The organism is Thermogemmatispora sp. (genome assembly GCF_042408735.1).
Lineage (GTDB): Bacteria > Chloroflexota > Ktedonobacteria > Ktedonobacterales > Ktedonobacteraceae > Thermogemmatispora.
The window spans coordinates 40,574-66,334 of the sequence record NZ_JBHOQV010000047.1; the positions used below are offsets into that span (position 1 = coordinate 40,574).

20 protein-coding genes are annotated in these 25,761 nt (G+C 66.0%); 15 read left to right on the forward strand and 5 right to left on the reverse strand.

The annotated features are described in order from the left end of the window. Window positions 1–23: 23 nt before the first annotated feature. Both ACFMO7_RS02865 and ACFMO7_RS02870 read left to right on the forward strand, forming a co-directional pair. The gene (locus ACFMO7_RS02865) at window positions 24–1,820 is read left to right on the forward strand and encodes a hypothetical protein (protein WP_376794023.1); all 1,797 of its coding nucleotides are present in this window, start codon (window positions 24–26) and stop codon (window positions 1,818–1,820) included. After that, window positions 1,817–2,287, forward strand: coding sequence for a hypothetical protein (locus ACFMO7_RS02870; RefSeq protein WP_376794024.1), 471 nt, complete (start codon window positions 1,817–1,819; stop codon window positions 2,285–2,287). Before ACFMO7_RS02865 ends, ACFMO7_RS02870 begins: the two co-directional genes overlap by 4 nt. A gap of 162 nt (window positions 2,288–2,449) precedes the next feature. Here the strand turns inward: ACFMO7_RS02870 and ACFMO7_RS02875 are convergent, their stop codons facing one another. From ACFMO7_RS02875 to ACFMO7_RS02885, 3 genes are all read right to left on the reverse strand, one after another. Then, complete coding sequence (locus tag ACFMO7_RS02875; RefSeq protein ID WP_376794025.1) at window positions 2,450–2,656, reverse strand: helix-turn-helix domain-containing protein; 207 nt, start codon at window positions 2,654–2,656, stop codon at window positions 2,450–2,452. A gap of 92 nt (window positions 2,657–2,748) precedes the next feature. Next, window positions 2,749–3,048 (reverse strand): helix-turn-helix domain-containing protein, encoded by a 300-nt coding sequence (locus ACFMO7_RS02880; protein ID WP_376794026.1) that lies wholly within the window; start codon window positions 3,046–3,048, stop codon window positions 2,749–2,751. 398 nt (window positions 3,049–3,446) lie between these two features. After that, complete coding sequence (locus tag ACFMO7_RS02885; RefSeq protein ID WP_376794027.1) at window positions 3,447–3,662, reverse strand: helix-turn-helix domain-containing protein; 216 nt, start codon at window positions 3,660–3,662, stop codon at window positions 3,447–3,449. Between the two features lie 246 nt (window positions 3,663–3,908). Between ACFMO7_RS02885 and ACFMO7_RS02890 the strand changes: the two genes are divergently transcribed. The 4 genes from ACFMO7_RS02890 to ACFMO7_RS02905 all read left to right on the forward strand — a co-directional run bounded on the left by ACFMO7_RS02890 (window position 3,909) and on the right by ACFMO7_RS02905 (window position 8,573). Then, window positions 3,909–4,181 (forward strand): hypothetical protein, encoded by a 273-nt coding sequence (locus ACFMO7_RS02890; protein WP_376794028.1) that lies wholly within the window; start codon window positions 3,909–3,911, stop codon window positions 4,179–4,181. Window positions 4,182–4,279: 98 nt separating this feature from the next. After that, window positions 4,280–4,609, forward strand: coding sequence for a hypothetical protein (locus ACFMO7_RS02895; RefSeq protein WP_376794029.1), 330 nt, complete (start codon window positions 4,280–4,282; stop codon window positions 4,607–4,609). Window positions 4,610–5,422: 813 nt separating this feature from the next. Further along, entirely contained in the window at window positions 5,423–5,800 is a 378-nt protein-coding gene (locus ACFMO7_RS02900) for a hypothetical protein (RefSeq protein WP_376794030.1), read from the forward strand. Between the two features lie 1,315 nt (window positions 5,801–7,115). Next, window positions 7,116–8,573, forward strand: a complete 1,458-nt coding sequence (locus tag ACFMO7_RS02905; RefSeq protein ID WP_376794031.1) for an alpha-L-fucosidase — start codon at window positions 7,116–7,118, stop codon at window positions 8,571–8,573. Between the two features lie 28 nt (window positions 8,574–8,601). Here the strand turns inward: ACFMO7_RS02905 and ACFMO7_RS02910 are convergent, their stop codons facing one another. Beyond that, window positions 8,602–10,644 carry a beta-galactosidase gene (locus ACFMO7_RS02910; protein ID WP_376794032.1) on the reverse strand — a complete coding sequence of 681 codons (2,043 nt, stop codon included), beginning with the start codon at window positions 10,642–10,644 and terminating at the stop codon, window positions 8,602–8,604. A 38-nt stretch (window positions 10,645–10,682) separates the two neighbouring features. Further along, on the reverse strand, window positions 10,683–13,127 hold the full coding sequence (locus ACFMO7_RS02915; protein WP_376794033.1) for a TIM-barrel domain-containing protein: 2,445 nt from the start codon (window positions 13,125–13,127) through the stop codon (window positions 10,683–10,685). Between the two features lie 267 nt (window positions 13,128–13,394). On the opposite strand from ACFMO7_RS02915, the gene ACFMO7_RS02920 reads away from it, so the two are divergent. The 9 genes from ACFMO7_RS02920 (at window position 13,395) to ACFMO7_RS02960 (ending at window position 25,603) form a co-directional block, all read left to right on the forward strand. Next, complete coding sequence (locus tag ACFMO7_RS02920) at window positions 13,395–14,498, forward strand: LacI family DNA-binding transcriptional regulator (RefSeq protein WP_376794034.1); 1,104 nt, start codon at window positions 13,395–13,397, stop codon at window positions 14,496–14,498. Window positions 14,499–14,803: 305 nt separating this feature from the next. After that, on the forward strand, window positions 14,804–15,910 hold the full coding sequence (locus tag ACFMO7_RS02925; protein ID WP_376794035.1) for an ABC transporter ATP-binding protein: 1,107 nt from the start codon (window positions 14,804–14,806) through the stop codon (window positions 15,908–15,910). A gap of 158 nt (window positions 15,911–16,068) precedes the next feature. Further along, the gene (locus ACFMO7_RS02930) at window positions 16,069–17,349 is read left to right on the forward strand and encodes an ABC transporter ATP-binding protein (protein ID WP_376794036.1); all 1,281 of its coding nucleotides are present in this window, start codon (window positions 16,069–16,071) and stop codon (window positions 17,347–17,349) included. Then, the gene (locus ACFMO7_RS02935) at window positions 17,346–18,494 is read left to right on the forward strand and encodes an ABC transporter ATP-binding protein (protein WP_376794037.1); all 1,149 of its coding nucleotides are present in this window, start codon (window positions 17,346–17,348) and stop codon (window positions 18,492–18,494) included. Before ACFMO7_RS02930 ends, ACFMO7_RS02935 begins: the two co-directional genes overlap by 4 nt. 323 nt (window positions 18,495–18,817) lie before the next feature. After that, the gene (locus tag ACFMO7_RS02940; RefSeq protein ID WP_376794038.1) at window positions 18,818–20,512 is read left to right on the forward strand and encodes an ABC transporter substrate-binding protein; all 1,695 of its coding nucleotides are present in this window, start codon (window positions 18,818–18,820) and stop codon (window positions 20,510–20,512) included. Between the two features lie 382 nt (window positions 20,513–20,894). Beyond that, window positions 20,895–21,836 carry a carbohydrate ABC transporter permease gene (locus tag ACFMO7_RS02945; RefSeq protein WP_376794039.1) on the forward strand — a complete coding sequence of 314 codons (942 nt, stop codon included), beginning with the start codon at window positions 20,895–20,897 and terminating at the stop codon, window positions 21,834–21,836. Between the two features lie 66 nt (window positions 21,837–21,902). After that, complete coding sequence (locus ACFMO7_RS02950) at window positions 21,903–22,937, forward strand: carbohydrate ABC transporter permease (RefSeq protein ID WP_376794091.1); 1,035 nt, start codon at window positions 21,903–21,905, stop codon at window positions 22,935–22,937. A 264-nt stretch (window positions 22,938–23,201) separates the two neighbouring features. Continuing rightward, entirely contained in the window at window positions 23,202–23,921 is a 720-nt protein-coding gene (locus ACFMO7_RS02955; protein ID WP_376794040.1) for a hypothetical protein, read from the forward strand. Then, window positions 23,918–25,603, forward strand: coding sequence for a TCP-1/cpn60 chaperonin family protein (locus ACFMO7_RS02960; RefSeq protein ID WP_376794041.1), 1,686 nt, complete (start codon window positions 23,918–23,920; stop codon window positions 25,601–25,603). Before ACFMO7_RS02955 ends, ACFMO7_RS02960 begins: the two co-directional genes overlap by 4 nt. Window positions 25,604–25,761 lie beyond the last annotated feature (158 nt).

Here is a 25,761-nt window from a genome sequence, read left to right on the forward strand (position 1 = left end):
CCAGAGGGGAGGATGACCGCGCTATGTCGTTGCCATCGCCGGATCATGAGGCTGAGAAGGCTAGAGGACAGGGCCGGCTGACCGACGAGCGGCCCCGCGAGCCTGGGCCGCTGCTGACGGCCTGCGTGACGCTGCCTCAGAGGGACTGCCTGCGCTATCGCTGGCAGGAGGGCCGCCTCTGGGTGTGCGGGCTGGCTCCCTCCCATCCAGAGCTGCCAGCGGATCTGGCCGTCTGCAGGCCGGAGGAGGGCCTGCAGCTTCGTCTTTTGCTCCTGCTGCCGCAGAGCGCGCCCCCCGAGACGTGGCTGCGTGTGCGCCTGGTGGCGGCTCTTCAGATGGTGCCGGCCCGCGAGCCGTCCGACTGGCTCTGGCTGGGATGCCTGGCCGACGGCGAGGGAGAGGCGGGGGAGGAGCCGTCGCCACTGAGACGCCTGGCTGAGCCGGCCTGGCGGCGTCAGGTCGAGGACTTTTTTGTCCGCGAGCGCTCAACCTCGGCGGCTTCGTCGTCGGCGGGCGCGCCGGCGCTGCGCTGGCTGACGGCAGAGGAGGCGGCTCAGGCTCTGCGCTCTCTGCGTGCCGCCGTCCGCCAGGCCCGGCGTGCTCGTCAGGTGGCCCGGCCCAGCGGGACGCTGCAGGCTCAGGCGCGCAGCGACCAGGAGGCTCCGCTGACCTGGCGGACCGCCGCCAGCCTGGCTGAGCTGCAGAGGACGCTGCGCGCCGGGGGCCTGCTGCTGCGGGCCGATGCCTCGCTGCCCTTCGCCGAGCCGGCCCGCTTGCTGCGCTTTGTGGCGCCGCGCTTTCAGCCGGTCCTGCGACACCTGCTCGATGAGGATGAGCAGGTGCTGGCCTTTGTCGAGCGCCCGCGCCTGCGTCTGCGCCTGGGTCAGGGCCTGCTGCGTCGCCAGGAGCGCTATCTGCCGGAGGGGCTGCTCCTGGTCAGCGATCGCCAGGTGCTCTGGCTGCAAGCCTACTTTGCTCAGGGCAGTAGCTTTAGCGAGGGAGGCTACGTGGCGCGCACGTTGCCGGTCGAACGGCTGCGGGCCTGCCTGATCGAGCGCGAGGGGCCGGCGCCGGATGGCCGACGCGCTATGCGCGGGGAGCCGCCGGCCCTGCTGCGAGCGGTGCTGCAGGTGGCGGCGACCGGCGGCCAGGAGCGGCTGGGCTTCGAGTTCCCGGCCTGGCCCGAGGCCGAGGAGGCCCTGCAGGGCCTGAGCGCCCTGGTGCGGGCCTTTCTGCCGCTGCCGCCGGAGGAGCGCGAGCGGGAGGGACGCCTGCGGGTCTGGCCGACACTGACGCCCTGGGAGCCGGGGCCAGGCCAGCGGGAGGAGCTGGCCGATCTGGGGGGCCAACTGCCGGAGGCCCTGAGGCGGCGCTTTGAGACGGCTCTGATGGAGTGGCTGGCCGCTCAGGGCCTGGACGATAAGGAGGTGCTGCTCAGCCTGGAACTGCCGGCTCTGGACGGCTACGGCAGCCCTCCCCGCTGGCTGGCCCTGACGCGCAGCGGGCTGCTGGTGCTGGAGGCTCCCGAGGGGCGCGCGGTTCCCGGAAGAGCGCCGGGGCCGGTGCTCGTGCGCTGCCTGGCCCCCTGGTCGCTCTCGTCGCTGGAGCTGCGCTATTCCTTGCTCGGCTCGGGACTGACGCTCTTCGAGCCGCGCACGCCGGAAGGGTTGATACGCTATGACCTGCCCTTTGCCGGGCCGGCCCTGGCTCTGGTGCTGCCGCTCTTTGTGCGTCTGCGCACGCTGCTGCGCCTGGCTCCGGGCATGCGCGCCCGGCTCAAGGGGGGCGGGCTGACCGAGGAGGAAGGAGGTGTCCGATGAGGGAGCCACCCTTTGAGCGGCCAGAGCCGGAAGAGGAGGCGCCGCCCGCCCTCTCGCCGGGGCAGCGGCTGGCTCTGATGACAGCCCTGCGCCGCCTGGAGCTGGCGGCCTGGCGCCTGGAGGAGCGCCTGCGAGCCAGGGAGAGGCCGCCGCTGACCCTGACGCGCATGGTCGATCCCTTTACGCCCGAGCAGCGGGCCGCGCTGCTGGCTCGCCTGGAGGAGCTGCGCGCAGAGGTGGCCCGCCTGGCCCAGGCCTATCGGCTGCCGGAGAAGGAGGAGAGCCTGCGCACGGTGGCGCTGGCGGAGTTCGGCTTGCTCTGGAGCGATCTGGAGGATCTGCGCCCGGCTCGCCTGCGCGATTATGGGGCGCTGAGCGCGCAAGCGGCGGACCAACTGGAGCCGCAGATTGAGCGCCTGATTGGCCTGGTGCTGGCCGTCAATGCCCTGGCCGCCGCGGCCCGCTGAGCGCCCTCCCCAGAACGGCAACCGCCGTCCGCTCCCCGCCGAGAGGGACCGCCGCCGCACCGGCCCGCTCTCCCTCCCAGCAAGAGGACGCGCCCGCCCGACATCGCCAGGATGCCGGGCGGGCACGCCTTGGTGCTTCTAGTGCTGTGGAGAGTCACTGGGCTAGCGATCGGGGAGTTCCTCAAGAAGCTCCTCGGCTGGAATGTGCAAAGCTCGTGCAATGCGCACCAGCGTTGAGGCTGGAGGCATGTAGAAAGGATCTTTTAGCATACGGCTAATTGTTGCCTCTGGCAATGAAGTGCGCTGTGCCAGCCATTGGGCACTCAACCTTCTCTGGTGCAGGATCACATGTAGCCGTAATCGGTACATGCCTGACGCTCCTTACCTCACGCCCCGCTAGAGAGCAGGAAAAAAAACTCATTTTGTCCGGACAACCTGACTGCTTTAGTTCCGTACGTTAATCAGCGGGTGGTGTGCCTATTGATCTGCTGACCTGTTCCCTCGTGCGGGTGCGTCTGTGAGGAGAGCGGCGACTCAGTGACCTGAGTAAATGGAGGTAGATCGGGAATCTCTTCAATCAGATCATCGATATGGACCTGCAGTGCTTTAGCAACCTTGGCCATTGTTGCTATCGAGGGGAGATACGAGGGGTCACGTACTAGTCGTCGTACCATTGCTTCAGTAAGTGTCGTGTGCCGTGCGAGCCATGTCTGTGTGACGCCCTTTTCACGAAGGACCTCCTTGACTCGTAGACGGTACATCCTCTACTCCTTCCTGAATTTGTCGCCCATCTTGTGTAAAATTTCCCCAAAACAGCTCCCCACGCGAAAGCAATAGCCCTGCTTTCACTACTATCGCATCCAGCTAAGCGCCCTCTGATCCTGCATATGGAAGCTGCTCTGGGGGATGCAATTGAGCGGTTTAGACCACCAGCTCTATTTGCACCACTGAAAAAATTATAAGTGTACTTATCTGATTAAAAGAACCCGGTTAATTACAACTATTTATATAGATAGGTGTAAATAAATATATGTGAGCACACCTATCTATTTAGGTGGGGCTATCTAACCATGGGGATAACAAGCAAAGGGAAGCACGGCTTCCCTTTGTGATGAGCTAGGGGAGCGAACAGTGGAAGGAGTCGAAGACAGGCAGCAGCTCAGGCATCTTCCTCATCGGGGAAGTACTCGACTAGATCTTCAACTCGGCACTTGAGTGCCCTGGCCACTTGCATGAGTGTTCTGGCCTGCGGCATGTAGTGAGGGTCTTTGACCATCCTCCTGACGACGGAATAGGATAATTCTGCCTTTCTTGCTACCCATCCCACTGTTTTACCCTGTCGTCTAATAACTTCTTCTACTCGTAACCTGAACATATTCTCGCTCGCAAATAAGCCTCATTGATGAGATTTACTTAGGAGTATAGCGGAGTGAGCTGTTCTATGGGGAGTCTCCAGATCAAGTCACTCAATTGAGTGACCTCGTTGAGTAACTTATCGAGATCACTTTTTTAGATTATCTTTTAAAGTCACTTAATTACGTACTGGAAACGTTGGAAGATAGATGTTAATCTTGTAGAGGAAAACAGGCTCTCATGTTACAGAGGAACCTGGAGGTAAGAGATGAACCTGCCGCCGGTTGGGGGAGGGGGGGAGAGGGAGCCGTACCTGGTGATTTGTTATCGCGAGGGTGGGGGCGACCTCTTTCTCTTGCCTGCTGCCTGTGGGCGATGTGTCTGGAAGATCCTGCGGGAGCTAAGTGCCGAGCCGGCCTTTGACCCGTTCGTCATCGTTGTTGAGCGAGCGGGGAAGGAGATCCTGCGTTTAGGAGAGAGGCGCGTTCAGCGGGAGCTGGAGGGGGGAGCGGCAGAGACGGAACCTGGAGAGGATGGCTAGCGTCTTTGTGAGTCGTTATGGTGACTAAAGATGCAAAAAGAACACCGATTCATTGCTATTGGCCCGCGAGTACAATGAACTTAAGAGCACCGTGAACTATGGCATATGAACTAGAGATTATCCATCCGGAGCGGAAGAGCTTGAGCCGGCCGGCGGCTCTGGTGGGAGAATATCGCTGGCCCTATCAACTTCTGGCGCACTGCCGGCGGCTGAAGCGTTTTGTGATTGTACCAGTGGAGGTGCAGATTTGGTACCGGGAGTCAGGAGGAGGCGAGCGCGAGCTGCTCTATCGTTTTCGTCTCCTGCCGTTCTCGTCCCCCGCGGGAGCTATGGGGGTGGAGCGTTGGGGCGCGACAAGCAGGCGGGACGTTGCGCCCACCCACCCGTCAGTGCGGGGGGAACGTTCCCGGTTCATTGCCTTTCCTTGAGATTCTTCCTTGCTCAACTGGATGCACCTGTTGCCGGCTCGTCCTCATCCTCGTGGCGGCCTGCAGGGGTAGCTCCGCTGGCGCGTTGCGGGCCTGGCTCGATTGAACCGAGCCCGGCCAGGCCCGGGCGGGTCGGCGCGAGGTCTCCTCTGGGGCCGTCTGGGGGGATACGAGCGGCATGAGGAGCAGCCAGCGACAGGCCCGGAGGGATCCCGGGCGGATCGTGGTCGCGTACCGACGCTCCTTTCCTGCGAGCCATCACCCCCGGCCCGCTCGCACTCTCGCTGCGCGCGGGCGGGCCGTTGGGGGCCGCAGCCCTGCCGGCTGGCGGCCAGGCGCCGGCCCTGATCGTGGGCCCTGGCACCGGCGCCCTGGTGGGCGGCCCGTGCAGCCTGCGGCAGCTCCCCGGACCCGGGCCGGCCACGTCCGCTGCAGCCTCAGATCAGGGATGTTTCAGGAGGAGCGGGGGAAGAAGCTGCAGGGAGGCAGGGTGAGCGGCTGGGCCAGCCCGCCGGTCGGGCGCCAGGGTGTCGAGCGCCAAGGCCCCGGTGTTCTCGGGAGTGGGGGTCTTGGGGTGCGCGCCCGCCGCGTCCTGGCCGGTCAGGCTGGCGCCGCCGCCGCTTCCGGCTCGGCCCGGCCCAGCCTGGCCCGGTCCGGCTCGGCCCGGTCGGAGCCGCCCGGGTCGGGTCGAGTCGAGTCGGTCGGGTCGGAGCGAACCCTGTCCCGTTCAATCCGGCCCAATCTGGCCATGCTCGTCCATCTCGTCGTCGGGCCAGCTCTAGCTAGCGAGAAACGTAAAGGAGCAAGCACGCCATGCCAGAGCAGACAGAGCGCGCGGCCCTCATCGACCAGGACCAGGACCGCGCCGGCCAGCCGCCGCCGTCCCAGCGAGAGGCGGCCCCCTCTCCCGAAGCGAGCGCGCCCGCCCGCTGTATTTGTGGTCGCCTGACCGACCATCGTTATGGTCTGCGCATGCCTCCCCGGCTGGCCCAGGAGCTGCGCGACTATGTGGCCCATGAGTACCGCTATTTGCCGGAAAAGTGGCAGTTGCGCATCGCCAGCGACCTCTGCCTGCACAAGGTCCTTGAATACGCCTCGATCGCCTTCAGCGCCTGCAGTCCTGGCTGCGCGGAGCGCATCCATCGGCGCGACTATCCACAGCTTGACGGCGAGCCGTGGTGCATTCTCTGAGGCGAGAGGCGAGAGGTGAGCCAGGCGCTGAGCGCGGCGCGCCGCGGCTCAGCTCAAGGGGCGCAGCCGGCGAGGTCTGGTCATACCTCGCTGCGCCTCGCAAAGGCGGTGAGTAGTTCTTTACACCAGATACCTCTCTCCTGTTTCATTTTGTCGCCCTTCTTTGTAGCGCCCTCTTCTGATCCGGGCGCAGCGGACGGGGACCGGAGTGGCGTCGTAGCCCCCTTCACGGCGCCCTCCGGTCCCGCCGCTGTGTCCTTCTTTGCAAGTCCCTGGCCTGCCGGCCACCCCTGAGAGCGTTCCCACTTGACAGGGGCGCGACCCCTCTGTTACCCTTTCCTGTAGAGCGTGCCTGACGGTCTACCAGCGGCCCGAGAAGGCAGCACGCCCGTCCAGGGCAAGGAAGGAGTAGCCGCCGCTTGACCGACGAAAGAGGACAGCAGTGCAGACCAGGCCCAGGCTGACCAGCGCCGGCGGCTGTCAGCGAGCGGGCCTGACCGCCAGACTGCTCCAGACCGCCGCCCTCCCGCCTCGGCGCGGCCTGCGCCGCGCCCTGATCAGCAACGCTCGGGAGAGAGATCGTCTCGAGGCCAGCCTGGTCGTCGCCTGGGCGGGCCGGGCCGTCGCCGGGATCAGCGCGAGCCGCCGCTGCTGTCGCCCTCCCGGCCTGCTCCAGGCCCCCGCTTCCCTGGAGAGGCCCATTGAGCCGCAGCCCATCCTGGCTGAGCCGGCAGGAAGCTCTACCGTCCTGCAAGCCATCCTCCTGCGGTCCCCGCTCCGCCTCGCCCGCCAGCGCTCCCGCTCGACCTGCCCGGGCAGCGTCGTCGCCAGGCCGCCGCTCTCCCCCCTGATCCATCGCCGGGGCCTGAAGCTGCCGGCCGACCGCGTCGTCGACCCGCTCGCCTGCCAGCCAGAGCGAAGAGCGCGGCCCGCAGCTCCCTCGAACCTCGTCCTTCGCCCGCCCGGCCGCCGAGGTGCCAACCTCCTCCCTGTCTGCTCTGCTCCTGAAGGGGGAGCGGAAGCAAAGCGAGGCCCAGAGGTCCCAAAAACAGAGCCTCAGGTGGCGAAGAGGCCGAAGAAAGCAACCCGTCCTCCCGGGCGAGCCGGGCTGGCTCTTGCGGGGGGCGCCGCCGGCGACCCCGATCCGTTTAAGGGTGGCGAAAGTTCGAGGATACCGAAATGAGGGCAGTGAAATAAGCCATCGCGGGCGGCCAGACCCTTGAAGTCTCCCTCTCACCCGACCCGAGTCCCGCCATGCCGAATGGGACTCACAGGCAAGAGAAAGCGCAAAGCGACGGAAAGGAGGAGCCTCTCCGTGCAGCAGCATAAAAGCTATGAGCAGCAGGAAGCGCTCAGAGAGATCGACCGGCTGGCCCAGGCCGGCCCCTACCTCCCCGACTGGGAGGCACTGCGTGCCTGGCGAGTGCCGGCCTGGTACGCGGCGGCGCGCTTTGGCCTCTTCATCCACTGGGGGCCTTACGCCGTCCCGGCCTACGACAACGAATGGTACCCGCGCAACATGTACCTGCCCGACACGGAGGCCCACCGCCATCACCTGGCCACCTACGGCCCGCCCGAGCGCTTCGGCTACAAAGACTTCTTCCCGCGCTTCCGGGCCGAGCGCTTCGACCCCGCCGCCTGGGCCGACCTCTGCCGTCAGGCGGGGGCGCGCTTCGTCGTCCCCGTCGCCGAGCACCACGACGGCTTCGCCATGTATCGCTGCTCCTTCTCGCGCTGGAACGCCGTCGAGATGGGGCCAAAGCGTGACGTCCTGGGAGAGCTAGCCGCTGCCGTGCGGGCCGCCGGCCTCACCTTTGGCCTCTCCTCGCACCGGGCCGAGCACTGGTGGTTCTTCAACGGAGGCAGGCGCCTGCCCAGCGACGTTCAGGACCCGCGCTACGCCGACCTCTACGGGCCGGCGCGCTCCGAAGACGAGCCGCCCGATCAAGCCTTCCTTGACGACTGGCTGGCCCGCCTCTACGAGCTAGTCGAGCGCTACCGGCCCGCCCTCATCTACTTTGACTGGTGGATCGCCCGGCCCGCCTTCCGGCCCTATCTGGCGCGCTTCGCCGCCTATTACTACAACCGGGCCGCCCAGTGGGGAGAAGAAGTCGTCATCACCTACAAAGAAGGCGCCTTTGACGAAGGCTGCGCCGTCGAAGACATCGAGCGCGGGCGCCGGCCCACCCTCAGCCCGCGGATCTGGCAGGCCGACACCAGCCTCGCCCGCAACTCCTGGGGCTACACCAGCGCCCAGGACTACAAAACCTTTGGCACCCTGCTCGACGACCTCATCGACACCGTCAGCAAGAACGGCGTCTTCCTGCTCAACATCGGCCCGCGCGCCGACGGCAGCATTCCCGAAGCCGAAAGCGACCTGCTGCGTCGGCTCGGGCGCTGGCTGGCCATCAACGGCGAAGCCATCTACGACAGCCAGCCCTGGCACCTCCACGGAGAAGGTCCCACCACCAGCGTTGGCGGCCCCTTCAGCGAAGAAAAGCAGAGCGCCTTTAGCGAAAGAGACCTGCGCTTCACGCGGCGCGGCCAGACCCTCTACGTCCTGCTGCCCGTCTGGCCGAAGGGGGGCCGCATCAGCATCCAGGCCCTGGCCGCCGGAGGGCCGCAGGCGCCCCAGGCCATTGGCGCCGTCCAACTTCTGGGCGGTGACGCCCCCTTGCGCTGGCAGCGCGACGACCGCGGCCTGCACATCGACCTGCCCGCCGACCCGCCGGGCGAGCGCGGAGGCGTCCTCAAGATCCTGCCCCCCAACTAAGTAAGGGGGGCGCCGGGGGGCGGCCCACTCAGGCGGCCGGGCCCTCCCCCGTCGTCTCGAGCGGCTCCGCCAGAAGCGCCACCCCCAGACCGGCCAGCGTCAACCGCTCCTGCACCTGGCGGCCCGAGAGCAGCTCCTCGAAGGTGCGTCCCGGCGGCAGCGAGACCGTCGCCGGCGCGCGCCCGTGATTGAGCACAAACAACAAGCGCTCGCGGGCCGTCTGGCGCAGAGTCGCCTCCACGCCAGGAGGAGTCGCCAGGACCGGCGCGATCCCCAGCTCCTCCAACAGCTCCCCATAGAACAGCTCCAGAAAAGCCGGCTCCGGCTCGCAGGCCAGATAAAACGCCTGGCCCTGGCCCACCCGATGGCGCGTCAGCGCGGGCCGTCCCGCATAGAAATCCTCCCCGTAGCGCCCCAGGACCTCGGCCCCCTCGCAATGGATCAGCGCGCACAGATGGCCGCAAACAAACGAGCGTCCATCGTTCAAGACCAGACGGTTCGTCCGTCCTGGAGGCAGCGCATCGATCTCCTCCTGCCAGATCCCCAGCAGATGGCGCAGAGGGCCGGGCGGGCCATCCTCAAAGACCAAATCGCACTCGTCGACCATCCCGCTCAAATAGGTCAGCAGCAGCCTTCCCCCCTCCTGAACGAAGGCCGCCAGGCGCTCCGCCAGTCCCTCCTTCAGCAAATAGAGCAAGGGTGCCACCAACAAACGATAGCGCTCCAACGGAGAATCCCAGAACACCACATCCACCGGCACATTGCGGCGCCAGAAAGGAGCATAATGGGAGCGCAGCGTCTCCAGATAGCGCTTCTCGCGCGTTGGGCCGCTGCAGTCTTCCAGGGCCCACCAGTTTTCCCAATCGAAGAGCAAGCCCACCTGAGCCGGCGTCACCCCGCCCAGCGTGCGCGCGCCCAGGCGCTCCAGCTCCGCACCGAGGGCCTGCACCTCGGAGAAGACACGCGTATCGCTGCGCCCACCATGCTCGATCACCGCCCCATGCAGCTTCTCGATCCCCCCGCGGCTGCGCCGCCACTGGAAGAACATGACCGACTCCGCCCCGTGGGCCAGGGCCTGAAAGCTCTGCAAGCGCAGCTCCCCCGGGCGCTTCAACGTATTGTACGGCTGCCAATTCTGGCTACTGGGCGACTGCTCCATCAGCAGGAACGGCTGCCCATCGCGCAGGCCGCGCATCAGATCGTGGGCCAGGGCGATATCCAGCGGCTCATCCTCCACGGAAGGGTAGCAATCCCAGGCCACCACATCCATCTCGCGCGCCCAGAGGCGATAATCGAGGTCGCGATAAAAGCGCATCAGATTGGTCGTAATCGGCACATCGCCAGAGAAGCGGCGGATCGCCTCCCGCTCCAGCTTAAAGCACTCCAGCAACATCTCATTCTGGAAGCGGCGATAATCCAGCGTCAGAGCATGGATCGACCCCTCGCCGTTGGCGTAAGGAGGCTCGATCTGCGACCAATCCGTAAAGGTATGGCTCCAGAAGCGCGTCCACCAGCGGCGATTCAGCTCATCGAGGCTGCCATAGCGCAGGCGCAGCCAATCGCGGAAAGCCGCCGCGCACTGCTCGCAATAGCAGGCAGGCAGATACTCGTTCGAGACATGCCAGGCGATCAGAGCCGGATGGGCGTGGTAGCGTTCGGCCAGGCGAGCGGCCAGCTCCGAAGCCAGGCGGCGATAGAGAGGAGAAGTAGGGCAATAATTCACGCGCCAGCCGTGGTGGCGGCGGCGGCCCGTCGCATCGGCGCGCAGCACCTCGGGATAGCGCTGCGACAGCCAGGCCGGCTGAGCCGCGCTTGGCGTTGCCAGACAGACCTTGCAGCCCGCCGCCGCCAGCTTATCGAGCACCTGGTCGAGCCAGCCGAAGGTGAAGCGCTCCTCCGCCGGCTGCAAGGCCGTCCAGCTAAAGACGCCCACCGTTGCCACGCGGAAGCGGCACGCCTGCATCAGGCGCAGATCCTCATCCCAGAGCGCGCGTGGCCACTGCTCAGGATAGTAGTCGCCACCGTACCAGATAAAAGGAGCACGCGGATTCAACGGTGGAAAGGCCTCCATGCATTTCCTCCTGGGCATGATGCCAGACAGGACGAATCTCAGAGGACCATCGTCACCCGAATCCCTCCATCGGGTAGGGGGAGCCAGCCCGAAGCCGGAGCCTGCGCGGGGGCAAGAGCCGCCTCTCCCAACTCTGGGCCGGAGCTGGCCGCATCCCAGCGCGGGCAGGCCCGGCCATTGAGCAGGACCGTCTCCACCGGAGGCCGCCCGGCCAGCGGCAGCAAGTGCAGTCCCAGCCGGCGCCTGGCCCCCGTTACCTCGATTGCCAGCCTTCCGCCCTGCAGATGGGCCGTCACCGTCGTCTCCCCATCCAGATCGCAGAGCGTAAAGCTGCCGCTTCCCTCCGGCAACAGATAGGCCTCGAAGGTCACCGAGGCGAACGGCTCCTCGCGCACGAAGGGAACCGGCTCCGTCGTCGGAATCAGCGAATTAGCGCGCACATAGAGCGGGAGCTGCTCCAGGGGAGCCTGGACCTGGAGCGTGCGCGGCCCCTCCAGGATAGCCCCGCTCCAGAAATCGACCCAGCGACCGGCGGGCAGATAGACCGGGCGCTCCCCGCCGGCGCGGTAGAGCGGCGCCACCAGCAGCTCCGAGCCGAACATATACTGCAGATCGAGCGTATACGTAGCCGGATCATCGGGGAACTCCAACACCATTGCCCGCAGCAGCGGCAGGCTTGTGCGGGCCGCGATGCAGGCATAGGTATAGATATAGGGCAGCAAGCGATAGCGCAGGCGGGCATAGAAGCGGAAGATCTCCAGCGCCTGCGGGCCGAACTCCCAGGGCAGGCGAGAGCTATTGCCGTGAGCGCGCGTCAGAGGAGAAAAGAAACCGAACTGGGCCCAGCGGATATACAGCTCGGGGGAAGGCTGGCCCGTAAAGCCGCCGATATCGTGGCTCCAGAAAGCATGGCCGCACATCCCGAGGCTCAGGCCGCCGCGCAGCGTTGAAGCCAGGGCCGTAAAGGTCGCATTGGGGTCGCCGCTCCACTGAGCGGCGTGGCGCTGGCCGCCGGCGTAGCTAGAGCGGCCCCAGACCAGGCCCGCGCGGCCCGTCTCGCGGGCCGTCACCTCGGCCACCGCATCGTTATAGAGCAGAGCATACAGATTATGCAAGCGCTCGCCCGCGATCCCGCTATAGGCCACCACATCCGTCGGGATCCCCTCGCCGAAATCCGTCTTAAAGACATCCACCCCCAGGCGCAACTGCTCGCGCAGCAGCCCCTGAAACCAGGCCACCGCCTCCGGGTGCGTCACATCCAGCATCGCCACCGGCGGATGGAAGCCGCCCCACAGATCGGCCACATACGGCTCCCCGGCGGCATTCTTCAAAAAATAGCCGTGCGCCGCCCCCTCTGCAAAGCGCTCGCTGGCCGTTCCCAGGTAGGGATGAATCCACAAACAGACCTTAAAGCCCTGGGCCTTCAACTGAGCGATCAGGCCGGCCGGATCGGGGAAGCGCTCCTCATCCCAGAGCAATTCTGACCAGCGCCCGAAGCGCTGCCAGTAGCAATCGAGATGCAGCACATCGCAAGGAATCTCAAGCTCGCGGATCAGCCGCGCCCGTTCCAGAACCTGGGCCTGGCTATCGCGCTGGAAGCCCGAAGAGATCCAGGTTCCCAAAGCCCACTTCGGCGGCAGAATCGGAAAGCCCACCAGCGAGGCATAGCGCGTAATAATCGTCTTCAGATCCGGCCCGGCGATCACATAATAATCCAGAGCGCTATCGCGACTGATCAGCGTGAACGTCGCCGTATTGCTGGCCACCATATCGAAATCAACCGCGCAGGGACTATCGACAAAGATCCCATAGCGGCGCGAACTGACCACAAAAGGCACATTCTTATACGCGCGCTCGCTGAAGGCCCCGCCGCAATCGCAATTCCAGGTCGTGATGCGCTGGCCGCGCTTATCGAAATCCGTGAACTTCTCGCCCAGGCCGAAGAAATGCTCGTCCGGCTCCGCCGTAAACGTATCGTGGAAGGCCACGCGCTGACCATTGACGCGGCTCAGCCCGAAGGGCAGGATCGTCAGCTTCATGCGCACATTGGTCAGCTCACTATAATTCTGGGCCAGCAGCGTCCGGCCAGAGGCATCGACGAAGCGCAGGCCGAAGGGGCGCAGCGTCACCTCCAGACGCAACGAGGGGGAGAGCAGAGCCAGGCCCGTCGCCAGCTCCTCGACCAGCAGCGGCACCTCTGCCGGAGGGGGAGGCAGATCGCGCGCCAGGCGGACGCGCGTCGGATCAGGCTCCTCCTCCAGCACGACGCGCGCGATGCCGTCGGCCACCAGGCCCAGGGTCACCAGGACCGTCGAGCCGCTGAGCGTGCGCCCCTGCAGCCGCACGCTTCGCTCGCCGCGCTCCAGCAGCCTGGCCTCCACCACGTAATCGGGACCGCCCTCATCCTCCGGCCCGCGCACCGGCAGGCGCGGCGGCTCAGTCATGTACAGATTGTAGGGAAGCAGTGGAACCGGCTCTGCCATGAAGAGACTCCTTCTTCCTTCCTTCCTTGTTGCATGCCTACTTGCTTTGTCCGATAGTACCGACATCCTGTCCTCAGTCAACCCGCGCCATCCCCCGCCTGTCCGGGCCAGCGGCCGGAGCCAGCGGCCGGCGCACCCCTTGACAGGAGGAAGAGGATCGGGTAAGCTTGCACATAGCAGCGTTGTGGGAGCGATCCCAGAGCTATTGTACACGATACTTCAGCCAAAAGTAAACGTGTAACTGACCTGGACACGCGCAGGTGGCTCATGTCGCAATTAACGATCGAGGATATCGCGCGCATTGCCGGGGTATCTCGCTCAACAGTCTCGCGAGTGCTCAACGGGCAACCCAACGTCAGGCCGAGCGTCAGGGAGCGCGTGCGGGAGGTCATCAACAGCTACGGCTACGCGCCGCAGGCGGCGGCGCGCCAGCTTGTCACCAGGAAGACGCGCCTGATCGGCCTGATCCTGCCGGACAACGCCCACCATCTCTTTGGCAACCCCATCTTCGCCGAGATCGCGCGCGGCGTGAGCCAGGTCTGCGCCCAGCAGGGCTACACCCCGATGCTCTTCATCGGGCGGCAAGACATGGACGAGGCCACCTTTTTCAGCCTGCTGCGCGGGCGCCACTTCGACGGCGTCGTGCTCATCAGCAGCGACCGGCAGGACCGCAGCGCCGCCATGCTGCGCGAGGCGGGCATGCCCTACGTGCGGGTTGGCCACGACCCCGAGGACGACCAGGACCTGCAGTACGTCGACGTGGACAACGTGGCCGCGGCGCGCCAGGCCGTTGAGCACCTGATCGCCCTGGGGCACCGGCGCATCGCCATGCTCAAGGGGCTGGCCAAAGACGTCTGCACCCATGCGCGTCTGGAGGGCTATCGCCAGGCCCTGGCTGCCGCCGGCCTGCCCTTCGACGAGGCCCTCGTCGGCGACGGCGACTGGACCCCCGCCAGCGGCTACGCCTGGACACAACGCTTTCTGGACCTGCCAGAGCCGCCGACCGCCCTCTTCTCTTCCAACGACATGATGGTCGCCGGCGTCGTGCGCGCCGTCCAGGAGCGCGGCCTCAAGGTCCCCGACGATCTGGCCATCGTCGGTTTCGACGACCTCCTGCAGACAACCATGATCTTTCCCGAACTGACGACCATCCGCCAGCCCTGCGTCGAGATGGGCACGCGCGCCGCCGAGCTGCTCATCGAGCAACTGGAGCACAACCGACGCGAGCGCGCCCAGATTATCCTGCCCACCACCCTCATCGTTCGCCAGTCCTGTGGCTACCGCCAGCGGATCTCCGCCCAGGCCGAGAGCGGGGCCGGCAACCGCCTCGCCCCAAGATCCGCTCCTGGCCCCGGCTCCCCGGCCAGCTAGGCCAGGTCGCCATCTTCCCGCTTGCTCTGGCGCCAGACCAGCCGCGGCGCGCCGGCTCCTCCGCCGCCGCCTACAGAGAATACAGAATACAGAATCTCAACAAGCCTCGGCTGGCGGCCCGAGGAGAGCCGGAGGGAGAGAGCGCGGAGCGGGGAGGAGCGCAACAGGGCAAAGCAACGGAGGGCACAGACAGAGCCGGACGAAGCAGAAGAGCAGAGAAGAAAGGAATCGCCGGGAGTCGGTCCGGAGGAGAGCGAGCAGCCGGGGCCGACCACCGGGCAGTTCAGGGAGGAAGGCAGACAGGCATGACCAGCCTGCGACTCGCACACATCGTCAAGGACTACGACGGTCCCGGGGGGCGCCAGCCGGCCCTGCGCGACATCTCTCTTGAGGTGGCCGACGGCGAGACCCTGGCCATCGTCGGCCCCTCCGGCTGCGGCAAAAGCACCCTGCTCAAGGTCGTTGCCGGCCTCGAATTCCCCACTCACGGGCGCATCTACTACAACGACGTCGACATGACCGAGATCAAGCCCCAGGACCGCGGCGTCGGCATGGTCTTTCAGGATTACGCCCTCTATCCCGCCATGAAGAGCAAAGGGAACCTGGCCTACTATTTCGAGCACCATGCCTACACCCACGAGCAGATGGAAGAGCGCGTACGGCGCACCGCTGACCTGATGGGCGTCGACTTTCAGCACCTGCTGGGCCGCTTCCCCGAGACGCTCAGCGGAGGCGAGCAGCAGCGCGTGGCCATCGCCCGCTGCATCGTGCGCGACCCCACCATCTTCCTCATGGACGAGCCGATCGTCAACCTCGATGCCAAGCGGCGCGAGAGGACGCGCATCGAGATCAAGAAGCTCCTGCGCGCCTTTCAGGTCACCACTCTCTATGTCACCCACGACCAGCAAGAAGCCATCTTCATGGGCGACCGCCTGGCCGTGATGCGGGCGGGGCGCATCGAGCAAGTAGGCAGCTTTGACGACCTCTACTACAGTCCCGCCAACCTGTTCGTCGCCACCTTCATCGGCAGCCCGCCCCTCAACGTCCTGCCCGCCGCCGTGGGCGAAGGGCGCCTCTATCTGGCCGGAGAAAGCTGGCCGCTCCCGCCCTCCCTGGCCGCCAGCCTGCCGCCGGGTCCTCTGCGCCTGGGCGTACGCGCCGAGCACTGGCTGCGCGACCAGGAGGACGGCCGGCCGCTGGAGGTCAGCCACAGCGAGCAGCTTCCCACGGAGCGCATCGCCCTCCTCTACGGTACCTGGCTCGGGCAGCGCGTCACCGTCTCTCTGCCCCTCGAGCAGGCCGGCGAGGGCGCTGGCCTGCGGCGCCTGCGGCCCGACTGGGAGCAGCTCCTCTACTTTGCCGCCGACGACGAGCGGCTCCTGGCCAGTCCTGGCCCACCGGACCTCTTCTAGGCGGGCGGCTCCTGGTCTGGCCTGGCCCTGCGGGGAGCGGCGCGCGCCGCCGATCAGCCGGCCAGCCAGGCGGATGGACGGACAGACAGTTTGACAGACAGACAGCGGTCCCATGAGCAATTGAATGAACATGATGCCAAGAGCATAGGGAGTCAATCTTGACTGGTAAGGAGGAAGAGCCGATGGGTCCGGCCAGCGGAGGCATTGTCATCGAGCATCTCGTCAAACGTTTTGGGGAGCGGGCTGTCGTCGATGATCTCAACCTGCGCATCCAGCCAGGGGAACTCTTCGTCCTTGTGGGTCCTTCTGGGTGCGGCAAAACCACGACCCTGCGTCTGCTGGCCGGGCTGGAGCCGGTCACTGCCGGGCGCATCTACTTTGGCGAGCGTCTGGTCAACGACATTCGCCCGCGCGACCGCAACGTCGCGATGGTCTTTCAGGACTACGCCATCTTTCCCCACCTGACGGTCTTCGAGAACATCGCCTACGGCCTGCGTGCTCGCCATGCCCCGCGCAGCCTCATCCGCGAGCGCGTTGGGACGGCGGCCCGCCTCTTTCGGATCGAGCACCTGCTTGGGCGCAAGCCGCGCCAGCTCAGCGGAGGCGAGCGGCAGCGCGTTGCCCTGGCGCGGGCCTTGGTGCGCGACGCCGCTCTCTACCTTTACGATGAGCCGCTGGCTAACCTGGACGCCCAGCTTCGCCATCAGGCGCGCGAAGACATCCTGACCCTGCACCGTCAGAAAGGGCAGCCGGCGGTCTACGTCACCCACGACCAGGCCGAGGCCATGGCACTGGGCGACCGCATAGCCGTCATGCGCGACGGCAAGCTGCAGCAGGTTGGCAGTGGTCTCGATCTCTACGAGCGGCCCTGCAACCAGTTCGTCGCCTTCTTCATCGGCTCCCCGGGCATCAACCTCTTCGAGGTCGAGGTGCGCCCTGACGAGCGGCCTGGGCAAGACGGGGGCCTGCGCCTGGTGCATCCGGCCTTCACCCTGCCCGTGCCCAGGGAATTTCAGGAGCGCGTCGCCCCCTACAGCGGCCAGCGCCTGAACCTGGGCATTCGGCCCGAGCACCTGCAGCCGCCGCGCCGCGCCGACTTCGCCGTCAGCGAGGAGAGCACCATCCGTGGCCTCGTCAACGTTATCGAGCCGACCGTCAGCGGCTGCACCGTCTACCTGAGCACTCTGGAGCCGGCCCCCCGCGACTTCGTCGCCACCCTCAAAGCCCGCCTGCCCGGCAGCTATCTCGGGCGCGAAGTGCCGCTGGCCGTCAACCTGCGCAAGATCCACCTCTTTGATCCCCATGATGGGCGAGCCTTGCTGCACGATCGCCAACCGGGCCAGCCGGCGCCCGCGCCGACGGCGAGCGAGCCGGTGCCTGTCAGGGTGAGAGAGTCCGAAACCAGCCAAGCCAGTCACGAGAGGGAAGAGCGAGCGTGAGCACACTCGAAGTACAGGATCTCGTCAAGCGCTACGACGGGCGCAGCGTCGTCGACCACGTCAGCTTTCGCATCGAAGACGGAGAATTCTTTGTCCTGCTCGGACCATCGGGCAGCGGCAAGACGACCGTCCTGCGCATCATCTGCGGCCTGGAGCGTCCCGATGCCGGGCGCGTCCTCCTGGGCGGCAGGGACATCACCGACCTCAGTCCGCGCCAGCGCAAGGTCGGCATGGTCTTTCAAGACTACGGCCTCTACCCGAGCATGGACGTCTACGGCAACATCGCCTACGGTCTGGAGAACCAGCGCCTGCCGCGGGAAGAGATTCAGCGCCGCGTCTTCGAGGCCGCCGAGAAGCTGCAGCTCACGCCGCTGCTGCGCCGGGGCATCGACACCCTGAGCGGGGGCGAGCAGCAGCGCGTCGCCCTGGCGCGCATTCTGGCCCGCGACGCCAACGTCTTTCTCTACGATGAGCCGCTGGCCAACCTCGACGCGCGCCTGCGCCATCAGGCGCGGCGCGACGTCGTGGCCGTGCACCGCCTGCGCGGCGTTCCCAGCCTCTACGTCACCCACGATCAGAGCGAGGCCCTGGCCCTGGCCGACCGCCTGGCCATCATGGCCGAAGGCCGCCTGCAGCAGGTTGGTCTCCCCAGCGAGCTGCTGGAGCGGCCCGCGAACCTCTTCGTGGCCCGCTTCCTGGGCAATCCGCCGATGAACCTGCTGGAAGGAGAGATCGTCAGCGGGGCGGACGGCCCCTGCTGCGCCCTGGGCGAGCTGCGCCTGCCGCTCAACCCCGCCTGGCAGCAGGCACTGACCAGCCGCCCGGAGCCGACCATCATCGTGGGCCTGCGCCCGCGCGAGATCGTCCCACCCTGGGAGCTGGAGCAGGCCGCGGCTGCCGCCTCACCCCAGCTCTGTCGCTGTCTCGCCCGCGCTCTGACGGTCGAACCCCTGATCGGCGAAGTAGAGGTCACGCTGGAGCTGCCGACGGCCCGGCAGCCGGCCCCGCGCCTGGTAGCCGTCTGGCCGGAGCCGGAGGAGCTGGAGGCCCTGCCGGCCGCAGGGGCCGAGCTGCCGATCGGGCTGGATCCTGGACGCCTGGTGCTCTTCGATCCGCGCTCGGAGCGGGCTTTACAAGTGGAATAGAGTTATGCCGTAGCAAACTTGACAGTTCTCCTTTTGTTATGTACACTAACACTAGAGTTTTTGGGATCGCTCCCATAACTAGAACTTGAGTCACGGGCGACCCGGCGGCTGACCAGAGCTTGACCGCACACGCGGTTGAACTGATGTGCAGCCTGGAGGTGGGTCGGCAGGCGAGCAGAGCGCTGGAGGGATGGGCCAGGACAGGCAGCGCGTCAGGTAGCGGAGGCAGGCCGCCCTGAACGCGGCCCAACGCAGGCTTCAGATGCAGGAAGACAGGATGGACCCAGACAACCGGAGAAGCATCCAAAGAAGGAGAGAAGATCATGACGGACGAAACGCGCACCCTTCTTGAGCCGCTACTCTCGCCCGAAAGGACGCTGACGCGCCGGCAGCTCCTGCGCGCTGCTGCTGCGGGGAGCGTGGCCCTGGCGGGTGGGGCCATGCTGGCCGCCTGTGGAGGGAGCAGCTCCAACGCGGTCGTCAACGTAACCTTTCTGACCAACGGCTGGCCGGGCGATGCCATGCCCACCGCCGAGCAGCAGAAGGGCAACATCACCCTCAAAGCCTACGCCGACGCTCTGGCCGACTGGCTCAAAAAGAATCCTGGCGTCAAGATCAAGCATACCGACACCAACATCTGGAGCCAGTCCGCTGTGACCCAGGCCATTGCCGCCGGCACCGCCCCCACCTGGTTTGAGGGCAACATTCTCGGCTCCTTCATCAACAATGTTGTGCGCAGTGCCTTCGCGCGCGGCCTGGCGGCGGACGTCACCGATCTGGTCGTCAGCACCAGGTTGGAGAGTCAGCTCACCGATATTTACCTGCCCGTCTACCGCAGTTGGAAGGTCAACGGGCGCTACTACGGCACTCCGGGCGGCTACGGGGCGGGCGACGGCATGTATTTCCGCCGCGATCTCATCCAGCAGGCCGGGCTGGTTGAGCCGACGCCAGGCTGGACCTGGAGCGACTTCCGTAAGCTGGCCAGGGCCCTGACCACCGCCAAGATGAAGGGGGCGGCCCTGCAGTTCTACGTGTTCGACCAGAGCCTGCAGGCCAACGGCCTCAACTCTGGTCCGACCGGCTACGGAGCCCTCGGCCTGGAGCCGACTCCCTCCAACGCCTGGCCCTGGCGCTACAATCTCACCCCCTGGCTCAGCCAGTACGAGCAGGTCATCGAGAACTGGCGCGGCATGTACTTCACGGACAAATCGATTACCTCCTCGCTCTCGACGGGCGACAGCGACGTGGCTCAGGCTTTTGCCCGCGGGGATGTGGCCATGATGGCCAACAATACCGGCTTCTTCACGCGCCCGGTCACCGACCCGACCAGCGCCGTCAACATTGCCGCCAGGGTGGGCAAGCCCTTTGAGGAGGTGGTCGGCTGGATCTCGCATCCCATCGGCTATCTCGGCTCCTTCGGCGCCACGCAGGCCGGTTCGGCCATCGGCTCCATCGATCCCCACCTGCAGCGCAACAAGCCGGCCTTGGCTAAAGCCTTCGACTTCCTGGTGCAATTTATCATCGGGGACGAGCTGGTCAAGCAGCGTCAGGAGATCTACAAGGTCACTCATGACCTCAAGGATGTCTTTCTCGAGATTCCGCCGATGTCGAAGCTGCAGATCAACTATGGCATCAACGGCACCGCCGAACAGGCCTGGGGCAAGCTGACGATGCAGGCAGTCAACGCTGCCGCCGCCATTCCACAGTTGCCCGACCCCGGCCTCTACTTCCCGGCGGAGCAGAATCCCGGTCCCACGGGCGACGCCTGGAACGACGCCAACTCGGGCCTGGCCTATACCCAGGACAGCATCCCGGCGGTCCTCCTGAAGCTGCAGAACGTCCAGAACGCGCAGTTCGCCTCGCTCTCCTCCAGCGTGCCCCGGGAGACCTTCATTGCCAGTGCCAGGAAGTTCTTTGCCGACCTCGATGCCTTCTGGGCCAAGTACGCCCCGCTCTACTCGGCGGAACTCTTCCATCCCTGGTATGTGCAGAAGGTGCTGCCGGCCCTGGGAGGCTGAGTCAGCCGCGCAAGGATGACCCTCCCCGGCCTCCCGCGTAGGGCCAGTGTCGCTGTGCTGACCTGGCAGGCGGGCAGAGCTGGCGAGCCGGGCCCCGACGGACTCGCCGGCTCTGCCCAGCCCTGCCCCGGTCTGTCCTGGCCCCGCCGGGCGGCGCGCCTTCCCTGGCCTCTGCTCCGGTGGTGAGGGCCGTCCCAGGGGCTGACTGGGCAGGTGACTGCCAGTCAACCAGTCAGCCAGCCAGGCACCGCTGGGCGGGCGCTGGCTGGCCTGCCATGCCTTCCGCTCTCCGATCTGCTCTGCGGACAGGCGGCTCAACGGAAGGAAGCAGACAATAACGGACCCAGGCAGCTATTGATCTCTGGAAGGAAGCGTAGGAGCAATGTCTGAATCGCTCACCGAAGTGGCGGTGGCAGCGCGGGCGAGCGAGACGGCCCAGGGCCTGCAGGCCCAGCGCCTGCGACGGCGCAATCGGCTCGAGACCTGGCTCTTTCTCTTGCCGGCGGCCCTCTTTCAGCTCGTCTGGGGCTGGTATCCGCTAGTCATGGCCTTTCTGATCAGCTTCACCGATGCTCAGCCCATGCTGCCCAGCCGTTTTACTGGGCTGGAGAGCTACATGCGGGTCTGGAATGATCCGCTGGTGGGTCAGGCTTTTCGCGTCACCTTTGTCTACGGGACCATGCTGGTGGCCCTGACCTTTATCTTCCCCTTGCTGATCGCTATCTTCTTGATGGAGCTGCCGCCGCGCCTGATGCGCTGGATGATGATTCTCTGGTTCCTGCCCATCAGCGTCATCGCCAATAGCATCCTGTGGCGCTATCTCTACAATGAGCAGTACGGTCTTCTGGAGTACATTGCCACCGACATTCTCCATTTGCCGCACCAGCCATTTCTCAACGATCCCCATCAAGTTCTCTTCTGGCTGGTCTTTCCCTCGGTGGTGGTCGCTGGGCCGGGCGTGGCCGGCCTGGCCTATATGGCGGCACTGCAGGGCATCCCGCGCTCCTACTTCGAGGCGGCGGAGATCGAGGGCGCTGGCTTCTGGCGTAAAATCTGGACTGTCTCGCTGCCGCGCCTGCGCCCCGTCATCGCTGTGATGCTGGTCTACGGCATCATCCAGGGGCTGCAAGACTACACCTGGCCGCAGATCCTGACGGGCGGCCAGCCCGAGGGGGCCAGCCGCACGGTGATGCTCTACCTCTTCTCCTATATCCAGAACCAGCGCTACGCCGATGCCACGGCGCTCTCGATCTATCTCTTCCTGGCCATCTTTGCCATCGTGGTGCTCTTCCGCACCTTCTTCAAGGAGGACCCCGATGCCTAGTGGAGCGTTGCACGGCGACCGGCGTCCTCGCTGGCAGGTCGCACAAGGAGGGTGTTTGTTGTGTCTATGCTCTTTCCGAAGGTTGGTCGCAAGCAGCCCTTGCTGAGGCTGGGCTGGTGGGCGATGGTGATCCTGCTCTCGCTGGGCGTGCTGACTCACCTGTTGCCGTTCTACATCATGATTGTGACCTCGATCACGCCGGCTCAGGATACGCTGTCGACGACGCCGGTGCTCTGGCCGCTGCACCCAACGCTGGCGGCCTGGAAGCTGGTGATCCAGTGGGCCGAGAACAGCGGCGCTGGAGCCTTGCTGGCCGGGTCGGCGGGCGAACCGTTCTGGGTCTATTTCTGGAACTCGTTCTTTATGACCTCGGTGACCCTGCTGATCTCGATCCCGGTGACCTCGATGGCCGCCTATGCCACCAGCAAGCTGCTGCGCGGACGACGCGCGCGCTGGGCCTTTCTCTTCTTTATCGGCACGCTGATGATCCCGCTGGCCGTGCTCCTGATCCCGATGCTCTTTCTGACGCTCAATTTTCCTTTCGCTGTTCCGGGGGCTTCCGTTCCCAATCTGCCGGGCACGGATCAGCCCTTCCCGACGCTCTCGCTCTACGATACGCCCTGGGCCATCATTGTGCCGGGCATCTTCAACGCCTACAATTACCTGATCTTCAAGGGCTACTTCGATACTATCCCCGACTCGGTGCTGCAGGCGGCCCGCGTCGATGGTGGCTCGGAGTTTAACATTTTCCGCCGCATTGTCTTCCCGATGAGTGTGCCGGTCTATTCGGTGGTGGCCTGGATTCAGTTCTACGCCGTCTGGGATAGCTTCCTCTGGCCGCAGTTGGTCATTCAGAGCAACGACAAGGCGCCGACGGCTCTGGCGATCTATACGGTGATGAACAACTTCATCAATTCGGGGGTGATGGATCGCGCCACTGCTCTCAGCCAGTCGGCAGCCATGCGCTCGGCCCTGGCGGCGGGCCTCTCCTGGAACGGCCTGATGGTCCTGGCTCTCCTGCAGACCTTCCCGATCTTTGTGATGTTTATTCTCTGCCGCGAGTATCTGCTGCGCGGCGTGCGCATCCAGGGCTTGAAGTAGGTTCGCTCAGGACCTGCCTGCACGGTCAGCCGGCGCGACTGGGAAGGCGTCGGCGAGCGCCCGGCTGGCCGACGTATCAACGGGTACCGCGGGGCACGACGGGCGGGGAAAGGCGGACTGCGCCTCTGGCTGCCTGGCTGCCTATCTGCCTGCCCGCCGTGCCGGTGCTTTAGCGCTTTGCTCTGCTTGTCTGGGCGGTGACTGGATGCTGCTATGCTGGCATGTTTATGGTCTCTGTTTCGGGCACAGGGAGGAGAAGAGACGATGCCGTTCTTTGAGGAGTTCGAGGCTGACGCGCTGGCGGAAGAGACCTTGCGCCGTCCGATCCGGGGGGCTTTCGCGCTCTTGCGCGAGCAGTTGGAGCGGCTCGTGGCGCTCAATGTCGGTTGGGCCTTGCAGTTGTTGCCGGCCCTGGTGGCTCTGGCCTGGCCTGGCTGGCCGCTGGGACTGCGCCTGCTGTTGGTGGCCTACAGCGCCCTGGCCCTCATGCCGGCGACGGCCCTGCTCTTTAGCGGGGTGGCGCGCCTGAATCGGCAGGAGCCGCTGGACCTGGTCACGCTGGGCGCTGAGCTGCGACGCCTGGCTCTGCCAAGCCTGCGCACGCTGGCGCCTCTGCCAGGACTCTGTGGCCTGCTCTGCCTGTTGATTGTGGCTGTGGGGCCTGTCAGGCTCTTGCTGGTCGATGTGCTGCTGCGCCTGGGGCTGCTGGTCTTGCTGTTCAGCGCCGCTTACTGGGGACCGCTCTTTCTGGCCGAGCCTGAGCAGCCAGCCTGGTTGCTGGGGGGGAGAGCGCTGCGCCTGGCCTGGCGCTATCCGCTCGCGACGGCCTGTAGCTTGCTGCTGGTTCTGGCCATCATGCTCGTGGGCTATCTCTCGATCGCCGGCTTTTTCCTGATTGCGCCCGTCCTGGCGGCCCTGCTCCTTTGGAGGCGGACGCTGGTGCTGCTGGCGCGTCGCGGTGAGCTGAGGGTGGAGCTGCCATGACGACGATGAGGCCGCGTGATCCGCGGGAGGTCACGACCGGCTATCGGCTGGCGGAGGCGCGGCGCCTGGTGGCTGAGCTGCGGCGGGCGGCGCAACAGCCTTCGCTGATCCTCTTGCCGCGGGCTTTGCGTTTGCTTGTGCGGGGGATCGACCTGCTGGCGCGGCCTCTTGCCATGACTCTGGGGCCGGCGCGGACCCTGGTGCTCAACGAGCGCAATCCCGGCGAGTGCGAGGTGCTGGCCGATGCCAGTACGATCGCGCGGCGCATTATTGCTCTGCGCCGGCGCAGCGATAATCTGGGGGCCATGCTCCTGCGCCAGATGGCTCTCGAGCTGCACGAGCGCTACGGCGATGGGGTGGCCCTGGCGGCCGTCATGGTTCGGGCCCTGGTGCACGAGGCCTGTCGCCGGCTGGCGGCAGGCGCCAGCCCGCCAGCTCTGGCCCGCGGATTGCAGCGCGCCGTGCTGGCTGCCGAGGTGGCCCTCGAGCGTCAGGCGCGTCCGCTGGGGAGCTGTCGGGAGGTGCAGGCCCTTGTTCTGGGCGCCACCGGCGATCCCGAGTTGAGTGAGGTGCTGGCGCAGATGTTCGAGGTGCTGGGACCGTGCTCGACAGTGGTTGTGGAGGAGCAGCCCCGCCCCGGTCTGGACCACGAGTATATTCGGGGCGGCAAGTGGGATGGCTACCTGCCGGCCCGCGCCTTGCTGCCGGAGGGGGAGGCCGGGCTGATCCTGCGCCAGCCCTGGATTGTCCTGGCCGACGAGGAGCTGCACGACGTTGAGCAGGTGTTGCCGATGCTCGAACTGGTCCTGACGGAGCCTTGCCGGCCCCCGCTGCTCTTGGTCGCCCGTGCGCTCTCGGGGCCGGCCCTGACGCTCTTGACGGCTAACCACGTGCGTGGCCTGGTGACGCTCGGCTTGTTGGTGCTCTCCAGCGGCGCCACCCTGGTGCACGATGATCTGGCCGATATGGCGGCTCTGACCGGGGGCGCTGTCCTCTCGGAGCTGACGGGCACGCTCTGCCGCCACGTTCGGCGCGAGCATATCGGGCATGCTCAGCAGGCCATCCTGACTCCGACTGGGGTGACTCTTCTCGGCGGCCAGGGAGAGAGAGCGACCCTTCAGCAGCGCATTGCCTCGGTGCGCGCTCAGCTACGAGAGACCCCGCGCGGGAAAAATAGCGAGTGGGAGTTTTTGCGCCTGCGCCTGGCCCGCCTGACGGGCGGGATCGGCGTGCTGAAGGTCGGGGCTGTCAGCGAGCACGAGCTGGAACTGAGGAAGGAGCAGGCCCAGAAGGCCCTGCGTGTGCTGGAGGCGGCCTACGAGACGGGCCTGGTGCCCGGTGGCGGCGTGGCTCTGCTCAACTGCCTTCCGGCCCTGGAGGAGGCGCGGGCCGCCTCTGCTGACGAGGATGAGCGCTCGGGTGTCGCCCTGCTGGAGGCCGCGCTCTCTGCCCCATTTTTGCAGATTGTGCGCAATCACGGAGCCTTGCATCCGCCGCTGGTGCTGGAGGAGGCGCGTCGCCGGGGAGCCGACTATGGCTTCGATGCCCTGCGCGGTGAGGTGGCCTCGATGTGGGAGCGGGGTATTCTGGATTGCTGCGCTACTGTGCGCGGCGCTTTGCGCGCGGCGGCCAGCCTGGCGACGATGCTGATTACGACCGATGCCGTGGTCTTCAACGCCTGAGTTTCCTGGCTACCGGAGACCAGCCCGGTCCGGCCCAGCCCGATCCGATCCGGTCTGGCTGGATATCCAGGGCCTGCTCCGGCTGCGGCGGCTGGCCGATGGCGGAGCAGGTGGCAAGGGCTTGCGGGCTTGCGGCGCTCTGCGATAATGACAAGAGG